Annotated in this window: 20 protein-coding genes; 14 read left to right on the forward strand and 6 right to left on the reverse strand. The window is 73.2% G+C overall.

All coding sequences use genetic code 11. The features are described 5' to 3' along the window. The first annotated feature begins 151 nt into the window (after nucleotides 1–151). On the forward strand, nucleotides 152–934 hold the full coding sequence (locus tag GRQ65_RS07890; RefSeq protein WP_160876952.1) for a DUF2510 domain-containing protein: 783 nt from the start codon (nucleotides 152–154) through the stop codon (nucleotides 932–934). A gap of 37 nt (nucleotides 935–971) precedes the next feature. On the opposite strand, the gene GRQ65_RS07895 is transcribed toward GRQ65_RS07890, so the two are convergent. Beyond that, nucleotides 972–4,262: an ATP-binding protein gene (locus GRQ65_RS07895; RefSeq protein ID WP_160876954.1), complete on the reverse strand. Its 3,291-nt coding sequence runs from the start codon at nucleotides 4,260–4,262 to the stop codon at nucleotides 972–974. A gap of 130 nt (nucleotides 4,263–4,392) precedes the next feature. On the opposite strand from GRQ65_RS07895, the gene GRQ65_RS07900 reads away from it, so the two are divergent. From GRQ65_RS07900 to GRQ65_RS07955, 12 genes are all read left to right on the forward strand, one after another. Further along, nucleotides 4,393–6,120, forward strand: a complete 1,728-nt coding sequence (locus GRQ65_RS07900) for a methylmalonyl-CoA mutase family protein (protein ID WP_160876956.1) — start codon at nucleotides 4,393–4,395, stop codon at nucleotides 6,118–6,120. Continuing rightward, entirely contained in the window at nucleotides 6,117–8,300 is a 2,184-nt protein-coding gene (gene scpA, locus GRQ65_RS07905) for a methylmalonyl-CoA mutase (RefSeq protein WP_160876958.1), read from the forward strand. The genes GRQ65_RS07900 and scpA overlap by 4 nt, the downstream gene beginning before the upstream one ends. A 568-nt stretch (nucleotides 8,301–8,868) precedes the next feature. Continuing rightward, nucleotides 8,869–9,861 (forward strand): methylmalonyl Co-A mutase-associated GTPase MeaB, encoded by a 993-nt coding sequence (gene meaB / locus GRQ65_RS07910; protein ID WP_160876960.1) that lies wholly within the window; start codon nucleotides 8,869–8,871, stop codon nucleotides 9,859–9,861. Nucleotides 9,862–10,103: 242 nt separating this feature from the next. Beyond that, nucleotides 10,104–11,315 carry an amidohydrolase gene (locus GRQ65_RS07915; RefSeq protein WP_237447931.1) on the forward strand — a complete coding sequence of 404 codons (1,212 nt, stop codon included), beginning with the start codon at nucleotides 10,104–10,106 and terminating at the stop codon, nucleotides 11,313–11,315. Between the two features lie 160 nt (nucleotides 11,316–11,475). After that, nucleotides 11,476–12,546, forward strand: a complete 1,071-nt coding sequence (locus GRQ65_RS07920; RefSeq protein ID WP_160876962.1) for a BMP family lipoprotein — start codon at nucleotides 11,476–11,478, stop codon at nucleotides 12,544–12,546. 180 nt (nucleotides 12,547–12,726) lie between these two features. After that, entirely contained in the window at nucleotides 12,727–14,286 is a 1,560-nt protein-coding gene (locus tag GRQ65_RS07925; protein WP_337191561.1) for an ABC transporter ATP-binding protein, read from the forward strand. Next, nucleotides 14,283–15,389 (forward strand): ABC transporter permease, encoded by a 1,107-nt coding sequence (locus GRQ65_RS07930; protein ID WP_337191562.1) that lies wholly within the window; start codon nucleotides 14,283–14,285, stop codon nucleotides 15,387–15,389. Before GRQ65_RS07925 ends, GRQ65_RS07930 begins: the two co-directional genes overlap by 4 nt. After that, nucleotides 15,386–16,666: an ABC transporter permease gene (locus tag GRQ65_RS07935; RefSeq protein WP_160876964.1), complete on the forward strand. Its 1,281-nt coding sequence runs from the start codon at nucleotides 15,386–15,388 to the stop codon at nucleotides 16,664–16,666. Before GRQ65_RS07930 ends, GRQ65_RS07935 begins: the two co-directional genes overlap by 4 nt. Beyond that, nucleotides 16,663–17,085, forward strand: a complete 423-nt coding sequence (locus GRQ65_RS07940; protein WP_160876966.1) for a cytidine deaminase — start codon at nucleotides 16,663–16,665, stop codon at nucleotides 17,083–17,085. Before GRQ65_RS07935 ends, GRQ65_RS07940 begins: the two co-directional genes overlap by 4 nt. Beyond that, nucleotides 17,057–18,226, forward strand: a complete 1,170-nt coding sequence (locus GRQ65_RS07945) for a cytochrome P450 (protein ID WP_160876968.1) — start codon at nucleotides 17,057–17,059, stop codon at nucleotides 18,224–18,226. Before GRQ65_RS07940 ends, GRQ65_RS07945 begins: the two co-directional genes overlap by 29 nt. Then, the gene (locus tag GRQ65_RS07950) at nucleotides 18,226–19,527 is read left to right on the forward strand and encodes a thymidine phosphorylase (protein WP_160876970.1); all 1,302 of its coding nucleotides are present in this window, start codon (nucleotides 18,226–18,228) and stop codon (nucleotides 19,525–19,527) included. The genes GRQ65_RS07945 and GRQ65_RS07950 overlap by 1 nt, the downstream gene beginning before the upstream one ends. Then, nucleotides 19,524–20,093 (forward strand): TerD family protein, encoded by a 570-nt coding sequence (locus GRQ65_RS07955; protein WP_160876972.1) that lies wholly within the window; start codon nucleotides 19,524–19,526, stop codon nucleotides 20,091–20,093. The genes GRQ65_RS07950 and GRQ65_RS07955 overlap by 4 nt, the downstream gene beginning before the upstream one ends. 111 nt (nucleotides 20,094–20,204) lie before the next feature. Here GRQ65_RS07955 and GRQ65_RS07960 read toward each other — a convergent pair whose 3' ends face one another. Continuing rightward, nucleotides 20,205–20,747, reverse strand: a complete 543-nt coding sequence (locus GRQ65_RS07960; protein WP_160876974.1) for a hypothetical protein — start codon at nucleotides 20,745–20,747, stop codon at nucleotides 20,205–20,207. Between the two features lie 10 nt (nucleotides 20,748–20,757). Further along, nucleotides 20,758–21,210 carry a MaoC/PaaZ C-terminal domain-containing protein gene (locus tag GRQ65_RS07965; protein ID WP_160876976.1) on the reverse strand — a complete coding sequence of 151 codons (453 nt, stop codon included), beginning with the start codon at nucleotides 21,208–21,210 and terminating at the stop codon, nucleotides 20,758–20,760. A gap of 77 nt (nucleotides 21,211–21,287) precedes the next feature. On the opposite strand from GRQ65_RS07965, the gene GRQ65_RS07970 reads away from it, so the two are divergent. After that, complete coding sequence (locus GRQ65_RS07970) at nucleotides 21,288–22,415, forward strand: adenosine deaminase (protein ID WP_160876978.1); 1,128 nt, start codon at nucleotides 21,288–21,290, stop codon at nucleotides 22,413–22,415. An 18-nt stretch (nucleotides 22,416–22,433) separates the two neighbouring features. On the opposite strand, the gene GRQ65_RS07975 is transcribed toward GRQ65_RS07970, so the two are convergent. From GRQ65_RS07975 to GRQ65_RS07985, 3 genes are read right to left on the reverse strand one after another with little or no spacing between them, the layout of a single operon-like run. Beyond that, the gene (locus tag GRQ65_RS07975) at nucleotides 22,434–23,168 is read right to left on the reverse strand and encodes a hypothetical protein (protein WP_160876980.1); all 735 of its coding nucleotides are present in this window, start codon (nucleotides 23,166–23,168) and stop codon (nucleotides 22,434–22,436) included. Nucleotides 23,169–23,205: 37 nt separating this feature from the next. Beyond that, nucleotides 23,206–23,676: a hypothetical protein gene (locus GRQ65_RS07980; RefSeq protein ID WP_160876982.1), complete on the reverse strand. Its 471-nt coding sequence runs from the start codon at nucleotides 23,674–23,676 to the stop codon at nucleotides 23,206–23,208. Continuing rightward, nucleotides 23,673–24,272, reverse strand: coding sequence for an ATP-binding protein (locus GRQ65_RS07985; RefSeq protein ID WP_160876984.1), 600 nt, complete (start codon nucleotides 24,270–24,272; stop codon nucleotides 23,673–23,675). The genes GRQ65_RS07980 and GRQ65_RS07985 overlap by 4 nt, the downstream gene beginning before the upstream one ends. Between the last annotated feature and the right edge of the window lie 31 nt (nucleotides 24,273–24,303).

The raw sequence follows: 24,303 nt of genomic DNA on the forward strand, positions 1-24,303 counted from the left end.
CAGTGAGGCATCCCACGGGTGTGACGTACGTCGCACTGGCTTGCCTCATGCGTGGGCGGTACCCGATCGCCGCGAGTTGGCGAACCCCGGCCGGTCCCGGCACCCTGGTCGCACCGTGACCTGAGGAGCCGGGTCGGATGTGGGGGACATCATGCGGGGGGACCCGAGCGCGCGCACTGCGCCCGGTCGCGGCGGACGCGACGGACGACCGGCGGCCGGGTGGTACCCGGACTACGCCGCTCCGTCGGGCCACGAGCGCTACTGGGACGGCGAGGCCTGGACCGAGCTGACGCGCGCAGCGAGACCGGTGGGCGCGGCGTCGACCGAGGAGCCCCGAGCGGGAGCGGCCTCGATCACGCGGGCGCGCCTCGCGATGAGTGCGGTCTCGCCGCGCGGCGTCGGGGTCGCACTGATCGTGCTGGCCGTGCTGGTCGGCGTGCTCGTGCTCGTCGAGCGCGACTCGCGGGACTCCGAGGGCGAGGGGGCCGCCCAGACCGTGTCGCAGCCCGCCGACGGGGCCGCGTCGCCGGACGCGGGAACGAACGGGGGAGACGAGGGCGCGACGCCGTCGGCCGACCCCGGAGACGGCGCGCCCGGCCGCACCTTCGAGGTCGCCGAGGTCTCGGACCCGCTGACCCTCGTGCTCACCAACGACGTGGCCGTGCGCCTGGTGGGCGTCGATGCCCCGGTCGGGGCCTGCGCCGCCGAGGCGCTCGCCGTGATGGACGAGCTCGTGCAGGGGCGCGACGTCGTGCTGGTCCGCCGCGGGCCCGACCGCGACGCCGAGGGCCATCTGCTGCGCTACGTCGAGCGCGACGGTGTCGACGTCGGGATGCGACTCATCCAGCGGGGCGTGGCCACGGCCTCGGCCGAGGCGCACGCGCGCGGTGCGATCTACCGGCGCGTAGGCGCCCGGGCGACCCCCGCCTGCTGACCCGCCTGCCGACCCGCCTGCCGACCCGGTGGTCCGCTCAGGGCGTGGGGTCGAGCGTGAGCCGCCTCGCGCCGTACGCCGTGAGCGTGGCCGCGGCGCCGGCCAGCGTGCCCTCGAGCTCGGCACGCTCGGCGGCACTCGGGCACGCACCGTCGCGCGCGGGCGGCTCGAGCCGCTCGGCGACGGCGGCGACGGTCGGGAGCCCGAGGTTGGCCGCCGCGCCCTTGAGGGTGTGCAGTCGCGCGGCGAGGTCCCCCGGGGCGGACCCCGCCGCGGCGTGCGCGACCTGCCCGGACAGCTCGGCGAAGGAGGAGAGCATCGCGGCGACGTTCTGGGGACTGACGCCGTAGACGTCGAGGAAGGTGTCGAGCCGCTCGCGCACCTCGTCCTCGTCGACGAGCTGCACCACCTGCTCCTCCGGCCCCGCCGCGGGCCCTCCGGCCCGCTCCTCGGCCGGCTGCTCGTTCGGCTCCTCGGTCGGCTCCTCGGTCGGCTGCTCGGTGTCGCGGGGCCCGCCGCCCGCTGTCGCTCCGTCGTCGGCGGTGCCTCGACCGACCCAGTGGGCCAGGACCTCGGCGAGCAGGTCGCGATCGACCGGCTTGGTCAGGAAGTCGTCCATCCCCGCCTCGAGGCAGCGCTCCCGCTCGCCGGTCAGCGCGGCGGCGGTCATCGCGATGATCGGGGTGTGGCGCTCCTCGCCCTGCAGGGCCCGGACGGCCCGGGTGGCGTCGAAGCCGTCGATGACCGGCATCTGGCAGTCCATGAGCACCGCGTCGTAGCGGTCCGGGTTGCCCGCCATCCGCGACAGGCACACGGCACCGTTGCCGGCGATCTCGACCTCGTAGCCGAGTCGCGTCAGCATCCCCTCGGCGACGAGCTGGTTGATCTGGTTGTCCTCGACGACGAGGATCCGGCCGCGGTGCTCGGGGGTGCCGGCTCCCGCCCCGGAGTGCGGAGCCGCCAGCTCCACGTCCTCGGGGTCCTCGACGCCGGGGAGCAGGTCGACGAGGGTGTCGAAGAGCGCCGACGGCAGGACGGGCGTCACGAGCCGGGGGTGGTCCGCCCGGCCGCTCGGCGGCTCGGTCGTCCAGCCGAGGTGGACCACGCGGCAGCCCCGCTCGCCGTGGCGCGCGAGCCCGGCGTCGAGGTCGGTGTCGGCGGCGAGCCCCTCGTCGACCACGACGACGTCGTACGCCGCCCCGTCGCGCAGCGCCCGGTCGAGGAGGGCCGTCGCGTCGGGGGCGGTGGTGGCCTCGTCGGTCGCGACCTTCCAGGCGCCGAGCTGATCGGCGAGCCCCGAGCAGACGCTCGCGCGGCTCGCCACGACGAGGGCCCGCAGCTCGTCGAGGACGTCCGTGTCGGGGACGGTCGTGGTGCCGGTGGCCTCGCCGAAGCGCATCGTGAACCAGAACGTCGTGCCGACCGGCTGGTCGGTGCTCACGCCGATCTCGCCGCCGGTGGCGGCGACGATCTGGGAGCTGATGGCGAGCCCGAGGCCGGTGCCGCCGAAGTGGCGCGTCGTCGAGCTGTCGGCCTGGGTGAAGGGCTCGAAGAGGCGCTCGGCGGCGTCGGGGGCGATGCCGATGCCGGTGTCGCGCACGTCGACGCGCACGGCTGACCCGGTCCAGCTCGCGCGGACGGAGACCTCGCCGGAGCGGGTGAACTTGACGGCGTTGGAGGCGAGGTTGGTGACCACCTGCCCGAAGCGCATCGAGTCCCCGCACACGACCCGTGGGACGTCGGCGGCGTAGGAGACGACGAGGTCGAGGCCCTTCGCCCGCGCGGTGCCCGCGACGAGGCCGACACTCTGCTCGAGGACGTCGACGAGGTCGAAGTCGACCTCCTCGAGCTCGAGGTGCCCGGCCTCGATCTTCGACAGGTCGAGGACGTCGTTGACCAGGAGCAGCAGGTTGCGCCCGGCGCGGTCGATGCCCTCGGCGAGGCGGGACTGACGCTCGTCGAGGTCCGCGTGGCGCAGCAGCTCCGTGAGCCCGATGACGCCGTTCAGGGGAGTGCGGATCTCGTGGCTCATCGTGGCGAGGAACTCCGACTTGGCCCGCGACGCGCGCAGCGCCTGGTCGCGCGCCTCGGAGAGCGCCCGGGCGGCCTCCTCGCGCTCGTCGAGCAGCGAGAGGTGGCCCAGCATCTGGGCGTAGAGGGCCCGGTCGGCCGCGCTGGGTGCCGTGCGGGCACCGGTGTCGCTGACGACCACCGCCGCGACCCGGTCGCCGCGCAGCGCGGGCCCCGCGAGCAGGACCGTGCCGCCCGGCGCCTGCGCCGTCTCGAAGCTCCGGGTCCGCCGGGCCCGGTCGGCGAGCCCCTTCGCCACCTGGGCGAGCTCAGGGTCGATGTCGTCCTGGAGCGGGGCGTGGTAGAGCCGCTCGGGCTCGCGCGGGTGCGGGATCGAGGAGTAGAGGCCCACCCACCCGGAGTGCAGGCGGATGCGCCGGTCGATGCCCTCGTAGAGCTCGAGGAGGTTCTGGGCGCGGTTGGCGGCGCCGGAGAAGTCGGCGAGGAATTGCACGCCCTCGGTGTGCTCCTTGGACTGGGTCACGTCCTGCACCGTGCCGCGCACCCGGACCACCTCACCGTGGTCGCCGTGGTCGGGCACACCGCGGATGCGGAGCCAGGCCGCCCCCTCGAGGCCGTGGGGAGCATCCAGCAACCGCACCTCGACGTCGATCGGCACGCTGCGCTCGAGCAGCCTGGCGTACGCCGTGCGGAGGATCTCGTGGTGGTCGGGGTGCACGATGCGGAAGAAGTCGCGCTCGGCACTGCCCTCCGGGGTCTGGTGCACCCGGCAGAGGCGGTAGGTCTCCTCAGACCAGGTCGCCTCACCGGTGCGCACGTCGAAGGCCCAGCTGCCGATCCGCGCCAGAGCCTGCAGCTCGGCGAACCTCTCGTCGCGGTGGATCAGCTCGTCGAGCAGCGCGCGCTGCTCGTCGTAGTCGCGGGCGCGGTAGAGGAACCCCTGCACCTCGCCGTCGTCGCCGACGACGGGGGAGTGGCTCAGCATCGTCCAGGTCGTGGTGCCGTCGGCCCGGTAGAGCTGGTAGGCGATGTTGGTGCGCGGCGCGGTGCCGAGGTGGCGGCGCACCAGGTGGTCGCGCAGGTCCCGCCGGCCCTGCTCGTCGAGCACGTCGTACGCCGACAGCGTGGTCATGTCGTCGGGACGCAGGCCGAGCATCTCGGCCATCCGCGCGTTGGCGTAGGTCGTGCGGCCCTCGTCGTCGAGCATCCACAGCCCGTCGGGCACGGCGTCGAGCAGCAGCGTCGCGTCCACCAGCGCCGGTGCGGGCGCGGTGGAGCCCCCCTCCGGACCCGTCACCCGACCATCTTCACGGCTGGGCGCCGGTCGCGGGGGCAAGACGCGGCAATCCGGTCCGAGCGGCTGAGGTGGCGTCCGGAAAATGTCACAGTCCGTGGCCGCGCCGAGGGTGCCCTCCTAGGTTGTCCTCGTGAGCAGTGACACGTTCGAGGGAGGACTCGACGAGCCCAGCGGCCTCGAGCCCGCCCAGGGCACGCTCGACCTCGCCGACCCGGAGGACCGCCACGACCGGGCCGCGTGGGAGGCCGCCGCCGCCGCGGTGCTCCGCAAGGCGCGGCGGCTCGGCGACGACGACCCCGACGACCGCGTGTGGGCGAAGCTGGCCCGCACCAGCCTCGACGGCATCGCGGTCACCCCGCTCGGGACCCCGACCGACCTCGAGGGGCTGACCACGGCCGGCCGGCCCGCGCGAGCCGGGGCCTGGGACGTGCGAGCCCACCTCGCGCTCGGCGACGACGCACGCACCGACCACGAGACGCTGATGGCCGACCTCGAGGGCGGAGCGACCTCGCTCTGGCTGCAGGTCGGTGCCGGCGCGTCGCCCGACTGGGCCACCCTGCTCGACGGGGTGTTCCTCGACCTCGCGCCGGTCGTCGTCGAGGCCCGCGACGACGCGGCGGCCGGCCTCGCCCACGAGCTGCTCGACCACCTGCTCGACCGCCCCGACGCCGCCGAGCTCCACCCCGGCACCAACCTCGGCGTGCCGGCGGCGCTCGCCGACGCCGAGCTGGCCCACCGGGCCGTGCGCGCCGGGGTCGCGGCGTACGTCGTCGACGCGAGCCGCTGGCACGACCTCGGCGCCTCCGACGTCCAGGAGCTGGCCTGGTCGCTGGCCGCCGGTGCGGCGTACCTCCGGACGCTGACGGAGGCGGGCACGCCCCTCGACGACGCCGTGCGGCTCGTGGAGTTCCGCTTCGCCGCGAGCGACGAGCAGTTCCCGACGATCGCGAAGCTGCGGGCGGCCCGGCGGCTGTGGGCCCGGGTGCTGGAGCTGAGCGACGCGACGCCGGCCGAGCAGCGCCAGCACGCCGTCACCAGCCGCGCGATGCTCAGCGCCTACGACCCCTACGTCAACATGCTGCGCACCACCGTCGCGGCCTTCGCCGCCGGCGTCGGGGGAGCCGACGCGGTGACGGTGCTGCCGTTCGACACCCCGCTCGGCCAGCCGGAGGCCCTCGGGCGACGCATCGCCCGCAACACCAGCGCCCTGCTCGTGGAGGAGTCCCACGTCGCCGTCGTGAGCGACCCGGCCGGCGGCGCGTACGCCGTCGAGCGGCTCACCGACGACCTCGCCACCGCGGCGTGGGACCTGTTCGGCGAGCTCGACGAGGCGGACGGCCCCGGGGACATCGAGGCCCGGATCCGCGAGCTCGTCGCGGAGACGGTGGCCGAGCGCGACCGTCGGGTGGCGACCCGGCGCCAGCCGCTCACCGGGCTCAGCGAGTTCCCTGCCGTCGACGAGGAGCTGCCGCAGCGCGAGCCCAGCCGCGACGACCGCGAGGTGCGCCGCTGGGGCGCGGCGTTCGAGGCGCTGCGCGCGGAGCCGGCGGGCACACCCGTGCGGCTGGCGCCCCTCGGCACGGTCGCCCAGCACACCGCGCGCGCGACGTTCGCCACCAACCTGCTGGCCGCGGGCGGCGTACGCGTCACGCCGGAGGCCGGCTCACCGGTGGCCTGCGTCGTCGGCACCGACGCGGCCTACGACGCCGAGGGCGCCGAGCTCGCCGAGCGACTGCGCGCCGAGGGCGTCAGCTGGGTGGTGGTCGCCGGCCAGCCGCGGGAGTGGGCCGACGACTCCTGCGCGATGGGCGTCGACGCGATCGAGTTCCTGACCCGGACGAGGGAGAAGCTGGCATGAGCGTCCCGAAGAGCTTTCGCGGGCTGCCGCTGGCCCAGCCGGTGGTCGAGGAGGTTGCGCAGCAACCGTCCCGAGACCACGCCACCGGCGAGGGCTGGCTCAGCCCCGAGGGCATCGAGATCAAGCCGCGCTACGACGCCTCCGACCTCGCGGGCCTCGACGCCCTCGACACCTGGCCCGGCCTCTCGCCGTTCCTGCGCGGGCCCTACCCGACGATGTACACCACCCAGCCGTGGACGATCCGGCAGTACGCCGGGTTCTCCACCGCCGAGGAGTCCAACGCCTTCTACCGCCGCAACCTCGCGGCCGGGCAGAAGGGGCTGAGCGTCGCCTTCGACCTCGCCACCCACCGCGGCTACGACTCCGACCACCCGCGGGTGCGCGGCGACGTCGGCATGGCGGGCGTGGCCATCGACTCGATCTACGACACCCGCACCCTCTTCGACGGCATCCCGCTCGACGAGATGTCGGTGTCGATGACGATGAACGGCGCCGTGCTGCCGGTGCTGGCGCTCTACATCGCCGCGGCCGAGGAGCAGGGGGTGAAGCCGGAGCAGCTCAGCGGGACCATCCAGAACGACATCCTCAAGGAGTTCATGGTCCGCAACACCTACATCTACCCGCCCGAGCCGAGCATGCGGATCATCTCCGACATCTTCAGCTACACCTCGGCGCGGATGCCCCGGTTCAACTCCATCTCGATCTCCGGCTACCACATCCAGGAGGCCGGGGCGACCCAGGACCTCGAGCTCGCCTACACGCTCGCCGACGGCGTCGAGTACATCCGGGCGGGGCTCGCCACCGGCATGACCATCGACCAGTTCGCCCCCCGGCTCAGCTTCTTCTGGGCGATCGGGATGAACTTCTTCATGGAGGTCGCCAAGCTCCGCGCCGCCCGCGCGCTGTGGGCCCGGCTGGTGCGCCAGTTCGACCCGCAGAACCCCAAGTCGCTGTCCCTGCGCACCCACAGCCAGACCTCCGGCTGGTCGCTGACCGCCCAGGACGTCTTCAACAACGTCGGGCGCACCTGCATCGAGGCGATGGCTGCGACCCAGGGCCACACCCAGTCGCTGCACACCAACGCCCTCGACGAGGCGATCGCACTGCCGACGGACTTCTCGGCGCGGATCGCGCGCAACACCCAGCTGCTCCTGCAGCAGGAGAGCGGCACCACCGGGATCATCGATCCCTGGGCCGGCAGCTACTACGTCGAGCGGCTCACCCACGACCTCGCCGAGAAGGCCTGGGCCCACATCCAGGAGGCCGAGCAGGCCGGCGGGATGGCCAAGGCGATCGAGCAGGGCATCCCGAAGATGCGCATCGAGGAGGCCGCCGCCCGCACCCAGGCCCGCATCGACTCGGGCACGCAGAAGGTCATCGGCGTCAACACCTACCGCCTCGCCGCCGAGGACGCCCTCGACGTGCTGCGCGTCGACAACGACGACGTCTACCGCCGCCAGGTCGCCAAGCTCGAACGGCTGCGCGAGGAGCGCGACGACGAGCAGGTGCGCTCGAGCCTGGAGGCGCTCACCCGGGCCGCCGAGGGCACCCCCGGCCCCGACCTCGAGGGCAACCTGCTGGCGCTGGCCGTCGACGCCGCACGGGCCAAGGCGACCGTCGGCGAGATCAGCGACGCGCTGGAGAAGGTCTACGGCCGCCACCAGGCCACGATCCGTACGATCAGCGGCGTGTTCCGCGACGAGGCCGCCGCCGGTGAGGGCGGCTCGCTCGTGCAGCAGGTGCTCGACGCCACCGCGGAGTTCGAGGAGGCCGAGGGGCGTCGACCGCGCATCCTGGTCGCCAAGATGGGCCAGGACGGCCACGACCGCGGCCAGAAGGTGATCGTCTCGGCGTTCGCCGACATGGGCTTCGACGTCGACGTGGGGCCGCTGTTCTCCACGCCCGAGGAGGTCGCCCAGCAGGCGGTCGACGCCGACGTGCACATCGTCGGGGTCAGCTCGCTCGCCGCCGGCCACCTCACGCTGCTGCCCGCCCTCAAGCAGGCGCTGGCCGAGCAGGGTGCCCCCGACACGATGGTCGTCATCGGCGGTGTCATCCCGCCCGACGACGTACCGACGCTGAAGGAGATGGGCGCCGCCGCGGTGTTCCTCCCCGGCACCGTCATCGCCGAGTCCGCGCTCGACCTCCTGGCCCGCCTCAGGGACGAGCTGCAGCACTGAATGGACCTCGCTCCGCTCGGTCGTGCCCGCACCGCCGCATGCTCCTGCCTTCACCCCTCGCGACCACGGCTCCTCCGCTTCGCTCCTCCGCCGCGGCCGCTCGTCCCTCCAGGCAGGAGCGCGGCGCGGGCTGTGCCCGCTGTGCTCGCTCCGCTCGCACCTGCCCGCACCGCCGCATGCTCCTGCCTTCACTCCTCGCGACCACGGCTCCTCCGCTTCGCTCCTCCGCCGCGGCCGCTCGTCCCTCCAGGCAGGAGCGCGGCGCGGGCTGTGCCCGCTGTGTTCGCTCCGCTCGGTCGTGCCCGCGCCGCCGCATGCTCCTGCCTTCACTCCTCGCGACCACGGCTCCTCCGCTTCGCTCCTCCGCCGCGGCCGCTCGTCCCTCCAGGCAGGAGCGCGGCGCGGGCTGTGCCCGCTGTGCTCGCTCCGCTCGGTCGTGCCCGCGCCGCCGCATGCTCCTGCCTTCACTCCTCGCGACCACGGCTCCTCCGCTTCGCTCCTCCGCCGCGGCCGCTCGTCCCTCCAGGCAGGAGCGCGGCGCGGGCTGTGCCCGTGTGGGTGAGCTGAGGTGAGTGTCGACGTCCCGGCGCTGCTCGACGGCATCCGGGAGGGCCGGCGGGCGGCGGTGTCGCGCGCGATCACGCTGGTCGAGTCGTCGAAGCGCGAGCACCGCGAGGCGGCCAGGGAACTGCTGAGCGAGCTCACCCGCGGCGAGGCCGCCGGCGTGCACAGCCCGGCGGTGCGCGTCGGGATCAGCGGGGTGCCCGGGGTCGGCAAGTCGACCTTCATCGAGGCCCTGGGCACCCGGCTCACCGCGGCCGGTCACCGGGTCGGCGTGCTGGCCGTCGACCCCTCGAGCGTGCGCACCGGGGGGTCGGTGCTCGGCGACAAGACCCGGATGGGCCGGCTCTCGGTCGACCCGCAGGCCTTCATCCGCCCCTCCCCGGCGGCCGGCACCCTCGGCGGGGTCGCGCGCGCCACGGTGCAGGCGATGGCCGTGCTCGAGGCGGCGGCGTACGACGTCGTGCTGGTCGAGACCGTCGGCGTCGGGCAGTCGGAGGTGACGGTCGCGGGGATGGTCGACACGTTCCTCTTCCTGACCCTCGCGCGCACCGGCGACCAGCTGCAGGGCATCAAGAAGGGCATCCTGGAGATCGCCGACGTCATCGCCGTCAACAAGGCCGACGGCGACCGCGAGACCGAGGCGAAGAGCGCGGCCCGCGAGCTCGCCGGTGCGCTGCGCCTCGTGCGCGGCAATGGGGAGTGGGCGCCGCCCGTCGTCACGGTCTCCGGGCTGCACGACGTCGGCGTCGAGGACCTGTGGGGCCGGGTCCTGGCCCACCGCGAGCACCTCGGCGCCGACGGACTGGCCGACAAGCGCGCCCACCAGCAGCTGGAGTTCACCTGGGCGCTCGTGCGCGACGAGCTCGACCAGCGGCTGCGCCACTCCACCGGCGTCCGTGCCATCCGCGACGAGGTCCGCGACGCCGTGCTCTCGGGCGAGCTGCCCGCCACCGTCGCCGCCGACCGCTTGCTCGCGGCGTACGACGCCCCCACCTGACGCCGACCCGTCTCTTCGTGCACGTCCTGAGGCGCCGACCCGTCTCTTCGTGCACGGTCTGTGAGGAGCGCCTGTGCCCGACGCGCCGGGTCGGCCTGTCCTGCAGTGCACGAAGAGACGGTTCGGCGTGCTCCGGCGTGCACGACGAGACGGCTCGACGTCCCTCGGTGGGCACGAGGAGACGGGTTGTCCTGCGGACCCCGCAGGTCGGCCGGTGCTGCGTGAACTAGATTCGACAGGTCATGGTCCCTCCCTCCGCAGCCGCCGATCCCGCCATGCAGCCGGTCACCGAGCTCGTGGCCGAGGTGGTGAGCGGCCACGAGGACGAGCTCGTCGAGCTGCGCCGCGACCTGCACCGCCACCCCGAGCTGTCGTGGTCGGAGCTGCGCACCTGTGAGCTGGTCGGGGAGCGGGTCGAGAAGGCCGGCTGGCAGGTCACCCGGCACGGCTCCACCGGCTTCGTGGCCGACCTGGGCGCGGGGGAGCGGTGCGTGGCCCTGCGCGCCGACATGGACGCCCTGCCCGTCCAGGACCTCACCGACGACCCCTGGACCAGCGAGAACGCCGGCGTCGCGCACGCGTGCGGCCACGACGTGCACACCACGGCCCTCCTCGGCGCCGCGCTCGCGCTCGCCGAGGTCGAGGCGCGGGGGCTGCTCCCGGGTCGGGTGCGGCTGCTGTTCCAGCCGGCCGAGGAGGTCATGCCCGGTGGCGCGCTGCACCTGATGGACCAGGGGGCGCTCGAGGGCGTCGAGCGAGTCTTCGCCCTGCACTGCGACCCCGGTGTCGACGTCGGCCAGGTCGGTCTGCGGCTCGGCCCGCTCACCAGCGCCGCCGACCGCGTCGAGGTCCGGCTGACCGGCACCGGCGGGCACACCAGCCGTCCCCACCTGACCGGTGACCTGACCTTCGCCCTGGCCAAGGTCACGACCGAGCTGCCGGCGGTCCTGAGCCGCCGCATGGACCCCCGCGCCGGGGTGAGCATGGTGTGGGGCAGCATCCACGCCGGCTCCGCGCCCAACGTGATCCCCGGCTCTGGGGTCGTCACCGGCACCGTGCGCATCCTCGACGCCGTCGCCTGGGCCGACTGCGAGGCCGTCGTGCGCGAGGTCGTCGACGAGCTGGTGCGCCCCTACGGCGTGCGCGCGGAGATCGACTACCAGCGCGGCGTGCCGCCGGTGGTCAACGAGCCTGCCTCCTACCGGCTGCTCGCCGACACCGTGCGCGGCGTGCTCGGCGACGACGGACCGGTGACCGCACCGCAGAGCCTGGGCGGCGAGGACTTCGGCTGGTACCTCGACCGCGTGCCCGGCGCCATGATGCGCCTCGGCACGCGCACGCCCGGCGGGCCGACGTACGACCTGCACCAGGGCAACCTGCGCGTCGACGAGCGCGCCACCGGCATCGGAGCGCGGCTGCTCTCCGACGTCGCGGTCCGGGCCCTGCGCGCCTGAGCGCCGCCCCGCCGAGCGCGGGAACGACGCCGTAGGTCACCACTGCGTAACAACCCGTCGCACGGGCGTTCCAAGGGTGTCCAGCGGGGCGGTGTGCCGTCTAGGGTTCGAGCGTTCAGCGGCCCGGTGGCCTCGCCCCGGCACACACGAAGGAGGCGTCTTGCGACGCAACAAGAAGCTCGCATCGATCTTCGCCGTCAGCATCCTCGCGCTCGGCGCGACCGCGTGCGGCGGCGACGACGGAGGCAGCGACAACGCCGGTGACGGCGCCAGCAGCGGCGGCGGCGCCAGCAGCGACGTCAAGGTCGGCATGGCCTACGACGTCGGCGGTCGTGGCGACCAGTCGTTCAACGACTCCGCGGCGGCGGGCCTCGACAAGGCCACCGACGAGTTCGGGTTCGAGTCCCAGGAGTCCGAGGCCACCGACGGCGAGGCCGAGTCGGCCCGCGAGGAGCGCCTCGTGACCTTCGCCGAGGCCGGCTACGACCCGGTCATCGCCGTGGGCTTCGCCTACGCCGAGGCGCTGGGCAAGGTCTCGGAGCAGTACCCCGACACCCACTTCGCGATCATCGACGACTCCAGCCTCGCCGACTCGCCCAACGTCGCGAGCCTGACCTTCGCCGAGGAGCAGGGCTCCTTCCTCGTCGGCGCGGCCGCCGCGCTCAAGACCGAGGCCGACCACATCGGCTTCGTCGGTGGCGTCGAGACCCCGCTGATCCAGAAGTTCCAGGCGGGCTACGAGGCCGGCGCCCAGGCGGTCAACCCCGACATCACCATCGACGTGACCTACCTCAGCCAGCCGCCGGACTTCTCCGGCTTCGGCGACCCGGCCAAGGGCAAGACGGCCGCGGAGGGCATGTTCGACGGCGGCGCCGACATCGTCTACCACGCAGCCGGCGGCTCCGGCGGCGGTGTCTTCGAGGCGGCCTCCGAGGCCGGCGGCAAGGCCATCGGCGTCGACTCCGACCAGTACGAGACGGCCGACGACTCGGTCAAGGACGTCATCATGACCTCGATGCTCAAGAACGTCGACGTCGCGGTCTACGAGTACCTCTCCAAGGTCGCCGACGGTGACTTCCCGGCCGGTCAGACCACCTACGACCTCGCGGTCGACGGCGTGGGCTACTCCACCAGCGGTGGCCAGATCGACGACATCGTCGACCAGCTCGACGACTACAAGCAGCAGATCATCGACGGCGACATCACCGTGCCGACCGAGCCGACCAGCTGACCGACTCCTCCCGGAGTCACCGCAGCGTCCGCTGCACCAGCGCAAGCAACCGGGCCCGGCGACCCCGCCGCAAGGCGGGTGTCGCCGGGTCCCGTTGCGTTGAGTAACCTCGGCGGGTCCGCCGAACCAGTACCGAGCCAGTCCCCAGCCAGTTCTGCGTGAGCCCGACAGGAGGCGTGCGTGACCAGCACCGTGGAGGGCTCCGGCCCGACCGCACCGACCGGACCGGTCTCCGTCCGGCTGCGGGGGATCGGCAAGCGGTTCCCCGGCGTCATCGCCAACGACGACATCGACATCGACGTCCACCGTGGCACGATCCACGCGATCGTCGGTGAGAACGGCGCCGGCAAGTCGACGCTGATGAAGATCCTCTACGGCGTCCAGCCACCCGACTCGGGCACGATCGAGATCGACGGCGAGCAGGTGCGTCTGAGCTCGCCGGCCGACGCGATCCGCCACGGCGTCGGGATGGTCTTCCAGCACTTCATGCTGGCCGACAACCTCACCGTCCTCGAGAACGTCGTGCTCGGGGCCGAGAAGCTGCACGGCATCGGCGGCGCGGCGCGCGCCGAGATCGCGCGGATCTCCGCGGCGTACGGCCTCGACATCCACCCCGACACCCTGGTCGAGGACCTCGGCGTCGGGGCCCGGCAGCGCGTGGAGATCCTCAAGGTCCTCTACCGCGGCGCCCGCATCGTCATCCTCGACGAGCCCACCGCCGTGCTGGTGCCGCAGGAGGTCGAGGAGCTCTTCGCCAACCTGCAGGGCCTCAAGCGCGAGGGCCTGTCGGTCATCTTCATCTCCCACAAGCTCGACGAGGTGCTGAGCGTCGCCGACGAGATCACCGTGATCCGCCGCGGCACCACCGTGCGCACCGTGTCGCCGAGCGAGGTCACCGCCCGCCAGCTCGCCGAGCTCATGGTCGGCTCCGAGCTGCCCTCGCCCAGCACCGAGACCTCGACGGTCACCGACCAGGTGCTGCTCTCCGTGCGCGACCTGACGCTGCCGGTGCCCTCGGGGCGTCCCCTGCTCGACGCGGTGAGCTTCGACATCCACCGCGGCGAGGTGCTCGGCATCGCCGGCGTCGAGGGCAACGGCCAGGCCGAGCTCGTCGAGTCGATCATGGGCATGCGCCCGGCCGCGACCGGCACCGTCTCCCTGGACGGCCAGGACATCGGCGGGCTGTCGGTGCGCCGGCGCCGCGAGGCCGGCATCGGCTACGTCCCCGAGGACCGCCACCGCCACGGTCTGCTGCTCGACGCCCCGCTGTGGGAGAACCGCATCCTCGGCCACCAGACCCGCTCGCCCAGCGTCAAGGGCCCGCTCATCGACAAGGCGGGGGCGCGCAGCGACACCCAGCGCATCATCGAGCAGTACGACGTGCGCACGCCCGGCGCCGACGTGCTCGCCCGGGCGCTGTCGGGCGGCAACCAGCAGAAGCTGATCGTCGGTCGCGAGATGAGCGGCGACCCGGTGCTGCTCATCGCCGCCCACCCGACCCGCGGCGTCGACGTCGGCGCCCAGGCCGCGATCTGGGACCACATCAAGGCCGCGCGCCGCGAGGGCCTCGCCGTGCTGCTGATCTCGGCCGACCTCGACGAGCTGATCGGCCTGTCCGACCGCATCGAGGTGATCCTGCGCGGACGTCTGGTCGGCACCTTCGACCCGGCCCACGTGACGCCCGAGCAGCTCGGCTCGGCGATGACCGGCGCCGGCGACGACACGGAGGTGTCAGCGTGACCCCGCGGATGACCAAGCTGCTGCTCGGGCTGAGCGCTCCGGTGCTCGCCCTCGTGGCGGCGTTCGCCATCACGAGCCTGGTGCTCCTCATCGCCGGCGACCCGGTCGGCGGGGTGTGGGGCGAGATCCTGTCGGTGCCTGAGGGCCGCAACATCGCCAACATCGTCAACAGCGCGAGCGTGCTCTACCTCTCGGGCATCGCGGTGGCGATCGGGTTCCGGATGAACCTGTTCAACATCGGCGTCGACGGGCAGTACCGCGTCGCGGCGTTCACCGCCGCCGTGGTCGCCGGCGAGGCCTGGCTGCCGGGCTATCTCAACACCGTGCTCGCGATCGTCTGCGCGATGGCCGTCGGCGCGCTGTGGGCCGGCATCGCCGGCGTGCTGCGCGCGACCCGCGGGGTGAGCGAGGTGATCTCGACGATAATGCTCAACTTCATCGCGACCTCGCTCGTGGCGTTCCTGCTACGCAAGGCGGCGGTGCGCGAGGAGGGCAGCAACAACATCGGCACCAAGGAGATCCCGGAGGGCAGTCGGATCCCGAGCTTCTCCTTCGGCGACGGCCCGGGCCAGGAGATCTACGGCTTCGTCGTGATCGCCGTCCTCGTCGGCGTCCTGTACTGGTTCCTGCTCGGCAGCACCCGCTTCGGCTTCGACCTGCGCGCCACCGGCCGGTCGACGACCGCGGCGGTCGCCAGCGGCATCAGCGTCACCAAGATGGTCGTCGCCGCGATGCTGCTCTCCGGCGCGGTCGCCGGGCTGGTCGGCATGCCGCTGCTGTTCGGCGAGAGCTACACCTACGGCTCGACGTTCCAGTCCGGGCTCGGCTTCGCCGGCATCGCCATCGCGCTGCTCGGGCGCAACCATCCGGTCGGGGTGGCGATCGGCGCGCTGCTGTTCGCCTTCCTCAACGAGCAGTCCAACCCGCTGCAGATCCTCGTCGGTGTCTCGCCCGACATCGTGGCCATCACCCAGGGCGTGATCGTGCTGACCGTCGTCGTGTCCTACGAGCTCGTGCGCCGCTACGGCGTACGCCTCGAGCAGCAGTCGGTCGCCCGGGCGCTGGAGTCCGAGCGCGCCCAGCGTGAGGAGGTCACGGCATGAGCGTCCCCGCCACCGCCACCGGTGTCCCGACCGGCCCTGAGACCGGGCCCGGAACGGGCACCACCAAGCGCCGCATCCCGCGCTGGGCGTGGTTCGCCGTGCTGCCGGTCGTGCTGCTGCTCCTCGCGGTCCTCGAGCTCGTCACCGGCGCCGGCGACCTCACGTCGTCCGGCACCGTGCGCGCCACTCTCATCGCGACGATGCCGATCATGCTCGCCGGTCTCGGCGGTCTCTGGTCCGAGCGCGCGGGCGTCGTCAACATCGGCCTCGAGGGCATGATGATCCTCGGCACCTTCGGTGCCGGCTACTTCGGCTACCACTACGGCGCCTGGGCGGGCGTGCTCGGCGCCTTCGCGCTGGGCGCGGTCGGTGGCCTGCTGCACGCCGTGGCCACCGTGCTGTTCGGCGTCGACCACATCATCTCCGGCGTCGCGATCAACATCATCGCCCTGGGCGCGGTGCAGTACCTCGCCTCGCTGACCTTCGCCGGGCTGCCCGGCGGCGGCTCCACGCAGTCGCCCAAGATCCCCGACGTGCCGTCGCTGACCATCGGGCCGCTGAGCGACTTCCTCGGCGACGTCGAGCAGGACGACTGGTTCTTCGTCTCGCAGGTCGCCTCGGTGCTGCGGGCGCTGGTCACCAACCTGTCGGTGCTCGTCATCATCTCGCTGCTGCTGCTCGTGCTGACCTGGTACGTCCTGTGGCGCACGCCGTTCGGCCTGCGGCTGCGCTCGTGCGGCGAGAGCCCGGCCGCAGCCGAGTCGCTCGGTGTCGACGTCATCCGCTACAAGTTCATCGCCGTGCTGATGTCGGGCGGTCTCGCCGGTCTCGCCGGTGGCTTCCTCGCCATGGTCGCCTCGAGCAACTACCGCGACGGCCAGACCGGCGGGCGCGGCTACATCGGCCTCGCGGCCATGATCTTCGGCAACTGGCGACCCGGCGGCCTGCTCATGGGCTCGGGCCTGTTCGGCTACACCGAGACCCTCGGCCTGCGCCAGGGCGGCACCTCGGTGCACGCCCTGCTGCTCGCCGTCGCCGTGCTCGGCCTCGCGCTGGCGGTGCTGCAGGTGCGGCGCGGCCAGGTCCGCGCGGGCATCCTCATCGCCGTCGGCGCCGTCGTCATCGGCGTCGTCTACTTCCTCATCGACGAGGTGCCGGGTGACTTCACCCGCATGACGCCGTACGTCATCACGCTGCTGGTGCTCGCCTTCGCCTCCCAACGACTACGCATGCCGGCGGCCGACGGACAGGTCTACCGACGGGGGAGTGCGGGATGAGCGACGCTCTGGACAGCACCGTCGAGCAGGAGCTCGACTTCAACTGGGAGGGGCTGCGCGCCCAGGCCGTCGAGGCGATGGAGCACGCCTACGCGCCGTACTCCCACTACAAGGTCGGCGTCGCCGGCCTCGTCGACGACAACCGCGTGGTCAGCGGCTGCAACGTCGAGAACGCCGCCTACGGCGTCGCGCTGTGCGCCGAGTGCGGCATGGTCTCCGAGCTCCACCGCAGCGGTGGCGGCCGGCTGACCCACGTGGTCTGCGTCAACGGCAGCGGCGAGGTCATCATGCCGTGTGGGCGGTGTCGTCAGCTGCTGTGGGAGAACGGCGGCCCCACGATGCTGCTGTGGACCGTGTCGGGCGTGAAGCCGATGAGCGAGGTGCTGCCCGATGCGTTCGGTGCCGACGACCTCGCTTGACCTGTCCGACCCTCAGGTCGTCGCCGACCCCTACCCGTTCTTCGCCGAGGAGCGAGCGGCCCACCCGGTGGCCTGGCACGAGGCGACGGGCAGCTGGCTGACCTTCGACCACGCCACCACCAGCGCGGTGCTGCGCGACCGCACCTTCGCGCGGCTGTGGCAGGACAAGGAGCCGGCGGCCTACCTCGAGCCGTTCAACCTGCTGCACCGCAACCAGATGATGGAGAACGAGCCGCCGGTCCACACCCGGATGCGGCGCTCGGTCGCGGGCGCGTTCAACCGCGGCCACGTCGAGCGTCTGCGCTCGCGGGTGCGCGAGATCGCCGCGTCGCTGCTCGCCGAGGTCGACCCGGCCCGCTTCGACGTCATCGGGCAGTACGCCGAACCGCTGCCGGTGCTCGTCATCGCCGAGCTGCTCGGGGTCGACTCCGCGCACGTCGACGACCTGCGCCGCTGGTCGCAGGCGATCGTGCGGATGTACGAGGTGTCGACGCCGCCCGAGGTGGTCGACGCCGCCGTCGCGGCCGCCGACGACTTCGCGGCGCTGGTGCGCGACCTGGTCGCCGAGCGGCGCCGGACCCCGCGCGCAGACCTGGTGAGCGACCTGGCCGCCACCGACCTGAGCGACGACGAGGTGGTCGCCGCGGTCGTGCTCCTGCTCAACGCCGGCCACGAGGCGTCGGTCAACGTCTTCGGCAACGGCCTGGTCGCGATGCTCGAGCGCGGGCTGCGCCCCGGCGACGACGTCGCCCTCACGGTCGAGGAGATGCTGCGCTTCGACTCGGCGCTGCAGCTGTTCGAGCGCACCGCGACGGCCGACGTGCGGCTCGGCGAGGGTGACGCCCAGGTCGTCGTCGAGCAGGGCCAGAAGATCGCCGTGCTGCTGGGTGCGGCCAACCGCGACCCCGCCGTCTTCGCCGACGCCGACACGATGGACGTCGGCCGCGACCCCAACCCCCACGTCGCCTTCGGCGCGGGGGTGCACTTCTGCCTCGGCGCGCCGCTGGCCCGGATGGAGCTGGTGGAGTCGCTGACCGCGCTCTTCGCCGCGCACCCCGGGCTGCGGCTCGTCGACGCGCCCGAGAGCCGCGGCACTTTCGTGCTCCGCGGCTACCACCACGTCCCCACCGGAGGAAGCTGATGGCTGCTCACGCCGCTGCTCACGACGTCATCGAGGTCATCGTCGCCAAGCGCGACGGCGGACGGCTGAGCGAGAGCCAGATCGACTGGGTCGTCGACGCCTACACCCGCGGGGCGGTCGCCGACGAGCAGATGTCGTCGCTCGCGATGGCGATCCTGCTCAACGGCATGGACCGCGAGGAGATCTCGCGCTGGACCGCGGCGATGATCGCCTCCGGCGAGCGGATGGACTTCGCTGCCCTGTCGCGGCCGACCTCGGACAAGCACTCCACCGGCGGGGTCGGCGACAAGATCACGCTGCCGCTCGCGCCGCTGGTCGCGGCCTGCGGCGTCGCCGTGCCGCAGCTGTCCGGTCGCGGGCTCGGCCACACAGGCGGCACCCTCGACAAGCTCGAGGCGATCCCGGGCTGGCGGGCCGCGCTCAGCAACGACGAGATGATGGCGCAGCTCGAGTCCGTCGGGGCCGTGATCTGCGCGGCCGGCGACCAGCTCGCCCCGGCCGACAAGAAGCTCTACGCCCTGCGCGACGTCACCGGCACCGTCGAGGCGATCCCGCTGATCGCCTCCTCGATCATGAGCAAGAAGATCGCCGAGGGCACCGGCTCGCTGGTGCTCGACGTCAAGGTCGGCTCGGGCGCCTTCATGAAGACCCCCGAGCGGGCCCGCGAGCTCGCCGAGACCATGGTCGCCCTCGGCACCGACGCCGGGGTGCGCACCGTCGCGCTGGTCACCGACATGGCGACGCCCCTGGGCCTCACCGCGGGCAACGCCTGCGAGGTCGAGGAGTCGGTCGAGGTGCTCGCCGGCGGCGGCCCCGCCGACGTCGTCGAGCTGACCCTGGCGCTGGCCCGCGAGATGCTCGCCGGCGCCGGGCGCGACGACGTCGACCCCGCCGACAAGCTCGCTGACGGGTCCGCGATGGACGTCTGGAAGCAGATGATCCGCGCCCAGGACGGCGACCCCGACGCCCCGCTCGCCGCGCCGAAGGAGACCCACGACGTCCTCGCGCCGTCCTCCGGCGTGCTCACCCGGCTCGACGCGCTCGCCGTCGGCACCGCCGCGTGGCGTCTGGGCGCCGGCCGCTCGCGCAAGGAGGACCCGGTGCAGGCCGCCGCCGGCGTGCGCTGGCACACCCGCCCCGGCGACACGGTCACCGAGGGCCAGCCGCTGATGACGCTGATGACCGACGAGCCCGAGCGGATCGAGCGGGCGCTCGCCGCGCTCGAGGGCGGCTACGACGTCGCGCCGGCCGGCACGGCGTACGACGCGACGCCGCTGGTGCTCGACCGGGTCGAGTCATGAGCGTCCTCGGACCGGGCGACGACCTCGCCCTCAGCGCCACCCGGCTGCGGATGGGCATCGGGTGGGACGCCGACCCCGGCGCCGGCGCAGCGGGCTTTCGACGCGAGATCGACCTCGACGCGACCGCGGTGCAGTTCGCCGGTGGGAAGCTCTTCGACCTCGCCTTCTTCGGCAACCTCCGCACCCGCGACGGCTCGGTCGTGCACCTCGGCGACAACCGCACCGGGTCGGGCGTCGGTGACGACGAGTCGATCACCGTCGACCTCGACCGGGTGCACGGCCCGGTCGACACGATCCTGTTCCTGGTCAGCAGCTACCAGGGTCAGTCGCTGCAGTGGATCCGCAACGCCTACTGCACGCTCGTCGACCGGGGCGCCGACGAGGCGGCTGGATCGGAGGGCGAGACCGAGCTCGCGCGCTTCACCCTCACCCTCGGCGTCCCCGACACCGGGCTCGTGATGGCCAAGCTCGTCCGCTCCGGCGGCTGGCACCTGCAGGCCATCGGCGAGCCCGTCTCGATCACCAAGCCCTCCGAGGGGCTGGAGCGGCTCGCGCGGTTCCTGTGAGCGGGGTCCGGGCTGCCAGTTCCACCGGGTACCCGGTGGAACTGATGCTTTCCGGCTTGATCGTCGTGCGGGAAGCGTGAGTTCCGTGCGGGCAGTCCGGGCGGGAGCGGATCAGGACGCACCGAGGATGCGGTTGCGGAAGCCGATCCTGCCGGGTGCGCCACCGACCGGCTCGCAGACGACGACGATACCGGTCTCGAGGTCGAGGGTGATGTCGGCCGCGGTCGGGAGGTCAGGCGGGAGCGGCCGGTCGTCCCCGTGCTCTAGGCGCCACGCCACCTCGGTGAGGACGAGCGGACAGCAGGTGCAGATCGGGTCGTACCCGTCTCGAGCGACCGCCCGGAAGGCGACAGCCGGCCGACCCTCGACCTCGACCTCGCGCACGTCGGCGAGGTCGACGTGCTCCGACAGCTCGTAGGGGTCGAGCATCGCGGCCCAGGTGTACGACGTCCAGATGGGCTCGATGTCGCGGACCGTCCAGCTGGTCGGGGTGAAGCCGCTCTCGCGGCGTACGGTCCCGTCGGACCGGCGCACCTCGAGCTCGCCGTGGCGCAGCCAGGCCTCGACGTCGTCGATCCCCGTGTGCACGAGGTGGAGCGAGCGCCAGCGGCTGGGTACGTCGCGCAGCAGAGCTCGTACGTCGTCCGCATCCATCGGCAGAGCCTCAGCCCAGCAGCAGGACGACCGTCTCGGCGACGCAGGCGGGCTTGGCCTCGCCCTCGATCTCGACGGTGTAGGACACGACGAGCTGGGTGCCGGCGGGCACGGGGGTGACGGCCGACAAGGTGGCGTGGGCGCGCACCCGCTTGCCGACGCGCAGCGGCGTGGGGAAGCGGACCTTGTTGACGCCGTAGTTGAGCTTGGGGCCCTCGGTCTCGAGCGACCAGATCGACTGGCTGAGCGCGGGCACCAGGCTCAGGGTCATGTAGCCGTGGGCGATGGTGCCGCCGAACGGGCCGGCGGCCGCGCGCTCGGTGTCGACGTGGATCCACTGGTGGTCGCCGGTGGCCTCGGCGAAGCGGTCGACGGCCTCCTGGGTGACCTCGAGCCACTCGCTGGTGCCGAGCTCCTCCCCGGCGGCGGCGGTGAGCTGGTCGAGGTCGGTGAAGGTGCGCACGGTCGGGCCTCCTGGCTGGGTGGGAGCGGCGTGGGAGCAGGTCGGGACGGGGGAGGGACGGGTGACAGGATGACGCCATGAGCGTCGTCCTCACCGAACCTAGTGCAGGTCCGCCCGTCACGCCCGAGCAGGCCAGGCTCGCACCCAAGGTGCTGCTGCACGACCACCTCGACGGCGGGCTGCGGCCGCAGACGATCGTCGAGCTCGCCGCGGAGATCGGTCACGAGCTGCCCGAGACCGACGCCGAGGCGCTCGGCGCGTGGTTCGCGCGGATGGCCGACTCGGGGTCGCTGGTGAGCTACCTCGAGACCTTCGACCACACGGTCGCCGTGATGCAGACCGGCCCGGCGCTCACCCGCATCGCCCGCGAGTGCGTCGAGGACCTCGCCGCGGACGGCGTCGTCTACGCCGAGGTCCGCTACGCCCCCGAGCAGCACGTCGAGAACGGCCTCACTCTGGACGAGGTGGTCGCGGCGGTGCAGGAGGGGTTCGAGCAGGGGATGGAGGCGAGCCGGTCCGACGGCGGCCCGGGCATCGTCCTGCGCCAGCTGCTCACCGCGATGCGCCACCAGGCACGCTCGCGCGAGATCGCCGAGCTGAGCGTCGCCTGGCGCGACCGCGGGGTGGCGGGCTTCGACATCGCGGGCGCGGAGGCCGGCTACCCGCCCACCCGTCACCTCGACGCCTTCGAGTACCTCCAGCGCGAGAACTCCCACTTCACCATCCACGCCGGCGAGGCGTTCGGGCTGCCGTCGATCTGGGAGGCGATCCAGTGGTGCGGCGCCGACCGGCTCGGTCACGGGGTCCGCATCATCGACGACATCACCGTCGCCGACGACGGCTCGGTCGAGCTCGGCCGGCTCGCGGCGTACGTGCGCGACAACCGGATCCCGCTCGAGATGTGCCCGGCCTCCAACGTGCAGACCGGCGCCGCGACCTCGATCGCCGAGCACCCGATCGGGCTGCTCACCCGGCTGCGCTTCCGCGTCACGGTCAACACCGACAACCGGCTGATGAGCAGCACGTCGATGACCTCGGAGTTCACCCACCTCGCCGAGGCCTTCGGCTACGGCCTGCGCGACCTCGAGTGGTTCACGGTCAACGCGATGAAGTCGGCGTTCCTGCCCTTCGACGAGCGACTCGCGATCATCGCCGACGTCATCAAGCCGAGGTACGCCGCGCTGGCCGGGTCGGACGAGGCCTGACCCGGCCGGCGCGTCGCCTCAGGGGGTGGTGACGACCACCGGCGTCGAGGCGGCGTACTCGGAGACGTAGACCGCGTTGCGCCAGCCGCCGGCGTTGACCGTGCACGACTTGTCGGCCGTGGTCGGCGAGGCCCACGCCGAGACGGTGTGCGAGCCCGCCGAGAGTCCTGTGACGAGGGTCGTGAGGGTGGCGGCCTGCTGTCCGGTCCCGGCCTGCGTGACGTCGCGGGCGTTGGCCGCGCCCGGGGCGGTGCCGGCGAAGCCGAGGCTGTCGCGCCCGTCGATCCGCAGCTCGTAGGCGCAGGAGAACACGGTGCTGTAGACGCTGGTGACGAAGTCGATGCGCACAGGTGCGCCGGCCGTGGTCAACGTGAACGAACCGAGATCGTCCCCCGCCCGGCTCCAGAGCTCGCCGTTGTCGATCGGGGTCGACTGCACCGCCGTGACCGGCAGCTCTGCGACCTTCGTGAGTGCGGGGGCGCCCGCGGGACCGGCCGGACCGGTGGGACCGGTCGCGCCGGCCGGCAGCTGACCCGGGGCGAAGTCGGCCTTGGTCAGGCTGCCGTCCTCGACCTTGGCGCCGGTGACGGCGTTCGGCTTGAGCTGCTTGGTGCCGACGGAGCCCTTGGCGAGCTGGCCCGCGGCGTAGGACGTGCCGCTGACGAGAGCGCCGAGGCCGACGAGGCACAGGACGAGTGAGGTGACGAGGGGCAGGACGACGGGCCGGGCGATGGGCAGGGAGAGTCGCTTCATGCGCGGCATCGTGGCGAGGCCGCCTCTCGGGAACCTCTCAGCGCGACCCGGTGGGCTCGACCACCAGCCACGTCGTGCGCCACCGGCCGTCGTACGCCGGCGCGACGGTGCCGCGCGCGGGGTCGTAGACCCTCTCCTGGGCGACCAGCAGCACGTGGCGCGGGAGCCATCGCGAGCCGACGTAGACCAGCACAGGCTCGGCGCGGCCGCACGCCTCGGGGGAGAGGTGGCGCCACCGGTTGACCCGGGTGCGGTGGCGGGTGCCGGTCCAGGCCGCGAGCCGGCGGGCGGCGCCCCACGGCGGGGTGCCGAGCGCGCGGGGCCAGGGCAACCCGGCGCCGGCGACCGAGGTGACGTCGCGGTGCAGCGCCAGCACCCGCGCCCCGAACTCGTCCCGCGAGACGGTTCGGCCGTCCAGCAGCATCCGAGCGGCGACGAGCGCACTCGGTCCGCAGCTGCGCGCGTCGGGCTGCCTGAGCCCGCGCAGCTGCGCGACGTCGAGGCTCACCCGACCGGCAGGCGGCGTACGGCGGCGTAGGCCCGGTCGGCGGTGACCGGCTCGCAGCCGGCGGCGACGGCCTCGTCGACGACGCGGCGCTGGTCGCGCATCAGGGCGAGGCCGCGGCGGACCAGCACGAGCGGGGGCTTGCGGTGCTCGCGCAGGTCGCGCGTGAGGCGCCGCCAGAAGGTCACGACGGGGTGGCGCCGGATGACGTAGGCCGCGGCGAGCAGCCCGGCCTCGCGCAGGGGCTCGACCACGGCGGGGGCGAAGATGCCCTCGGCGACGACGAGCCGTCGGCCCGCGAGGTCGAGGGTGCGGCGGCCGGTGCGGGCGCTGGCCGACAGGTCGTAGACCGGGGTCTCGACCCGACCGGTGCGGCAGAGCTCCTCGAGGGCCGCGCACGCCTCGTCGAGGCGCCAGGAGCCGACGTCGTCCCAGTCGACGAGCCCGGCGTTGGCGCCGTGGTCGATGCGGGGCAGGGCCGGGTCGTCGCCGTCGCGGTAGAAGTCGTCGAGCCGGAAGACCGGCAGGGCGAGGCGGCGGGCGAGGTAGGACTTGCCGGAGCCCGAGGGGCCGGCGAGGACGATCACCCGCGCAGCCACCACCGGCCCATCATGCCGTGGCAGGCTGGCC

This window comes from Nocardioides flavescens (assembly GCF_009823805.1).
Lineage (GTDB): Bacteria > Actinomycetota > Actinomycetes > Propionibacteriales > Nocardioidaceae > Nocardioides > Nocardioides flavescens.

What these genes read in the sequence shown, in the direction of transcription:
- GRQ65_RS07890 (WP_160876952.1), top strand. Translation starts at nt 152, where the DNA reads ATGCGGGGGGACCCGAGCGCGCGCACTGCGCCCGGTCGCGGCGGACGC.
- scpA (WP_160876958.1), top strand. Translation starts at nt 6,117, where the DNA reads ATGAGCGTCCCGAAGAGCTTTCGCGGGCTGCCGCTGGCCCAGCCGGTG.
- GRQ65_RS07915 (WP_237447931.1), top strand. Translation starts at nt 10,104, where the DNA reads ATGGTCCCTCCCTCCGCAGCCGCCGATCCCGCCATGCAGCCGGTCACC.
- GRQ65_RS07935 (WP_160876964.1), top strand. Translation starts at nt 15,386, where the DNA reads ATGAGCGTCCCCGCCACCGCCACCGGTGTCCCGACCGGCCCTGAGACC.
- GRQ65_RS07940 (WP_160876966.1), top strand. Translation starts at nt 16,663, where the DNA reads ATGAGCGACGCTCTGGACAGCACCGTCGAGCAGGAGCTCGACTTCAAC.
- GRQ65_RS07945 (WP_160876968.1), top strand. Translation starts at nt 17,057, where the DNA reads ATGCGTTCGGTGCCGACGACCTCGCTTGACCTGTCCGACCCTCAGGTC.
- GRQ65_RS07950 (WP_160876970.1), top strand. Translation starts at nt 18,226, where the DNA reads ATGGCTGCTCACGCCGCTGCTCACGACGTCATCGAGGTCATCGTCGCC.
- GRQ65_RS07955 (WP_160876972.1), top strand. Translation starts at nt 19,524, where the DNA reads ATGAGCGTCCTCGGACCGGGCGACGACCTCGCCCTCAGCGCCACCCGG.
- GRQ65_RS07960 (WP_160876974.1), bottom strand. Translation starts at nt 20,747, where the DNA reads ATGGATGCGGACGACGTACGAGCTCTGCTGCGCGACGTACCCAGCCGC.
- GRQ65_RS07970 (WP_160876978.1), top strand. Translation starts at nt 21,288, where the DNA reads ATGAGCGTCGTCCTCACCGAACCTAGTGCAGGTCCGCCCGTCACGCCC.
- GRQ65_RS07975 (WP_160876980.1), bottom strand. Translation starts at nt 23,168, where the DNA reads ATGAAGCGACTCTCCCTGCCCATCGCCCGGCCCGTCGTCCTGCCCCTC.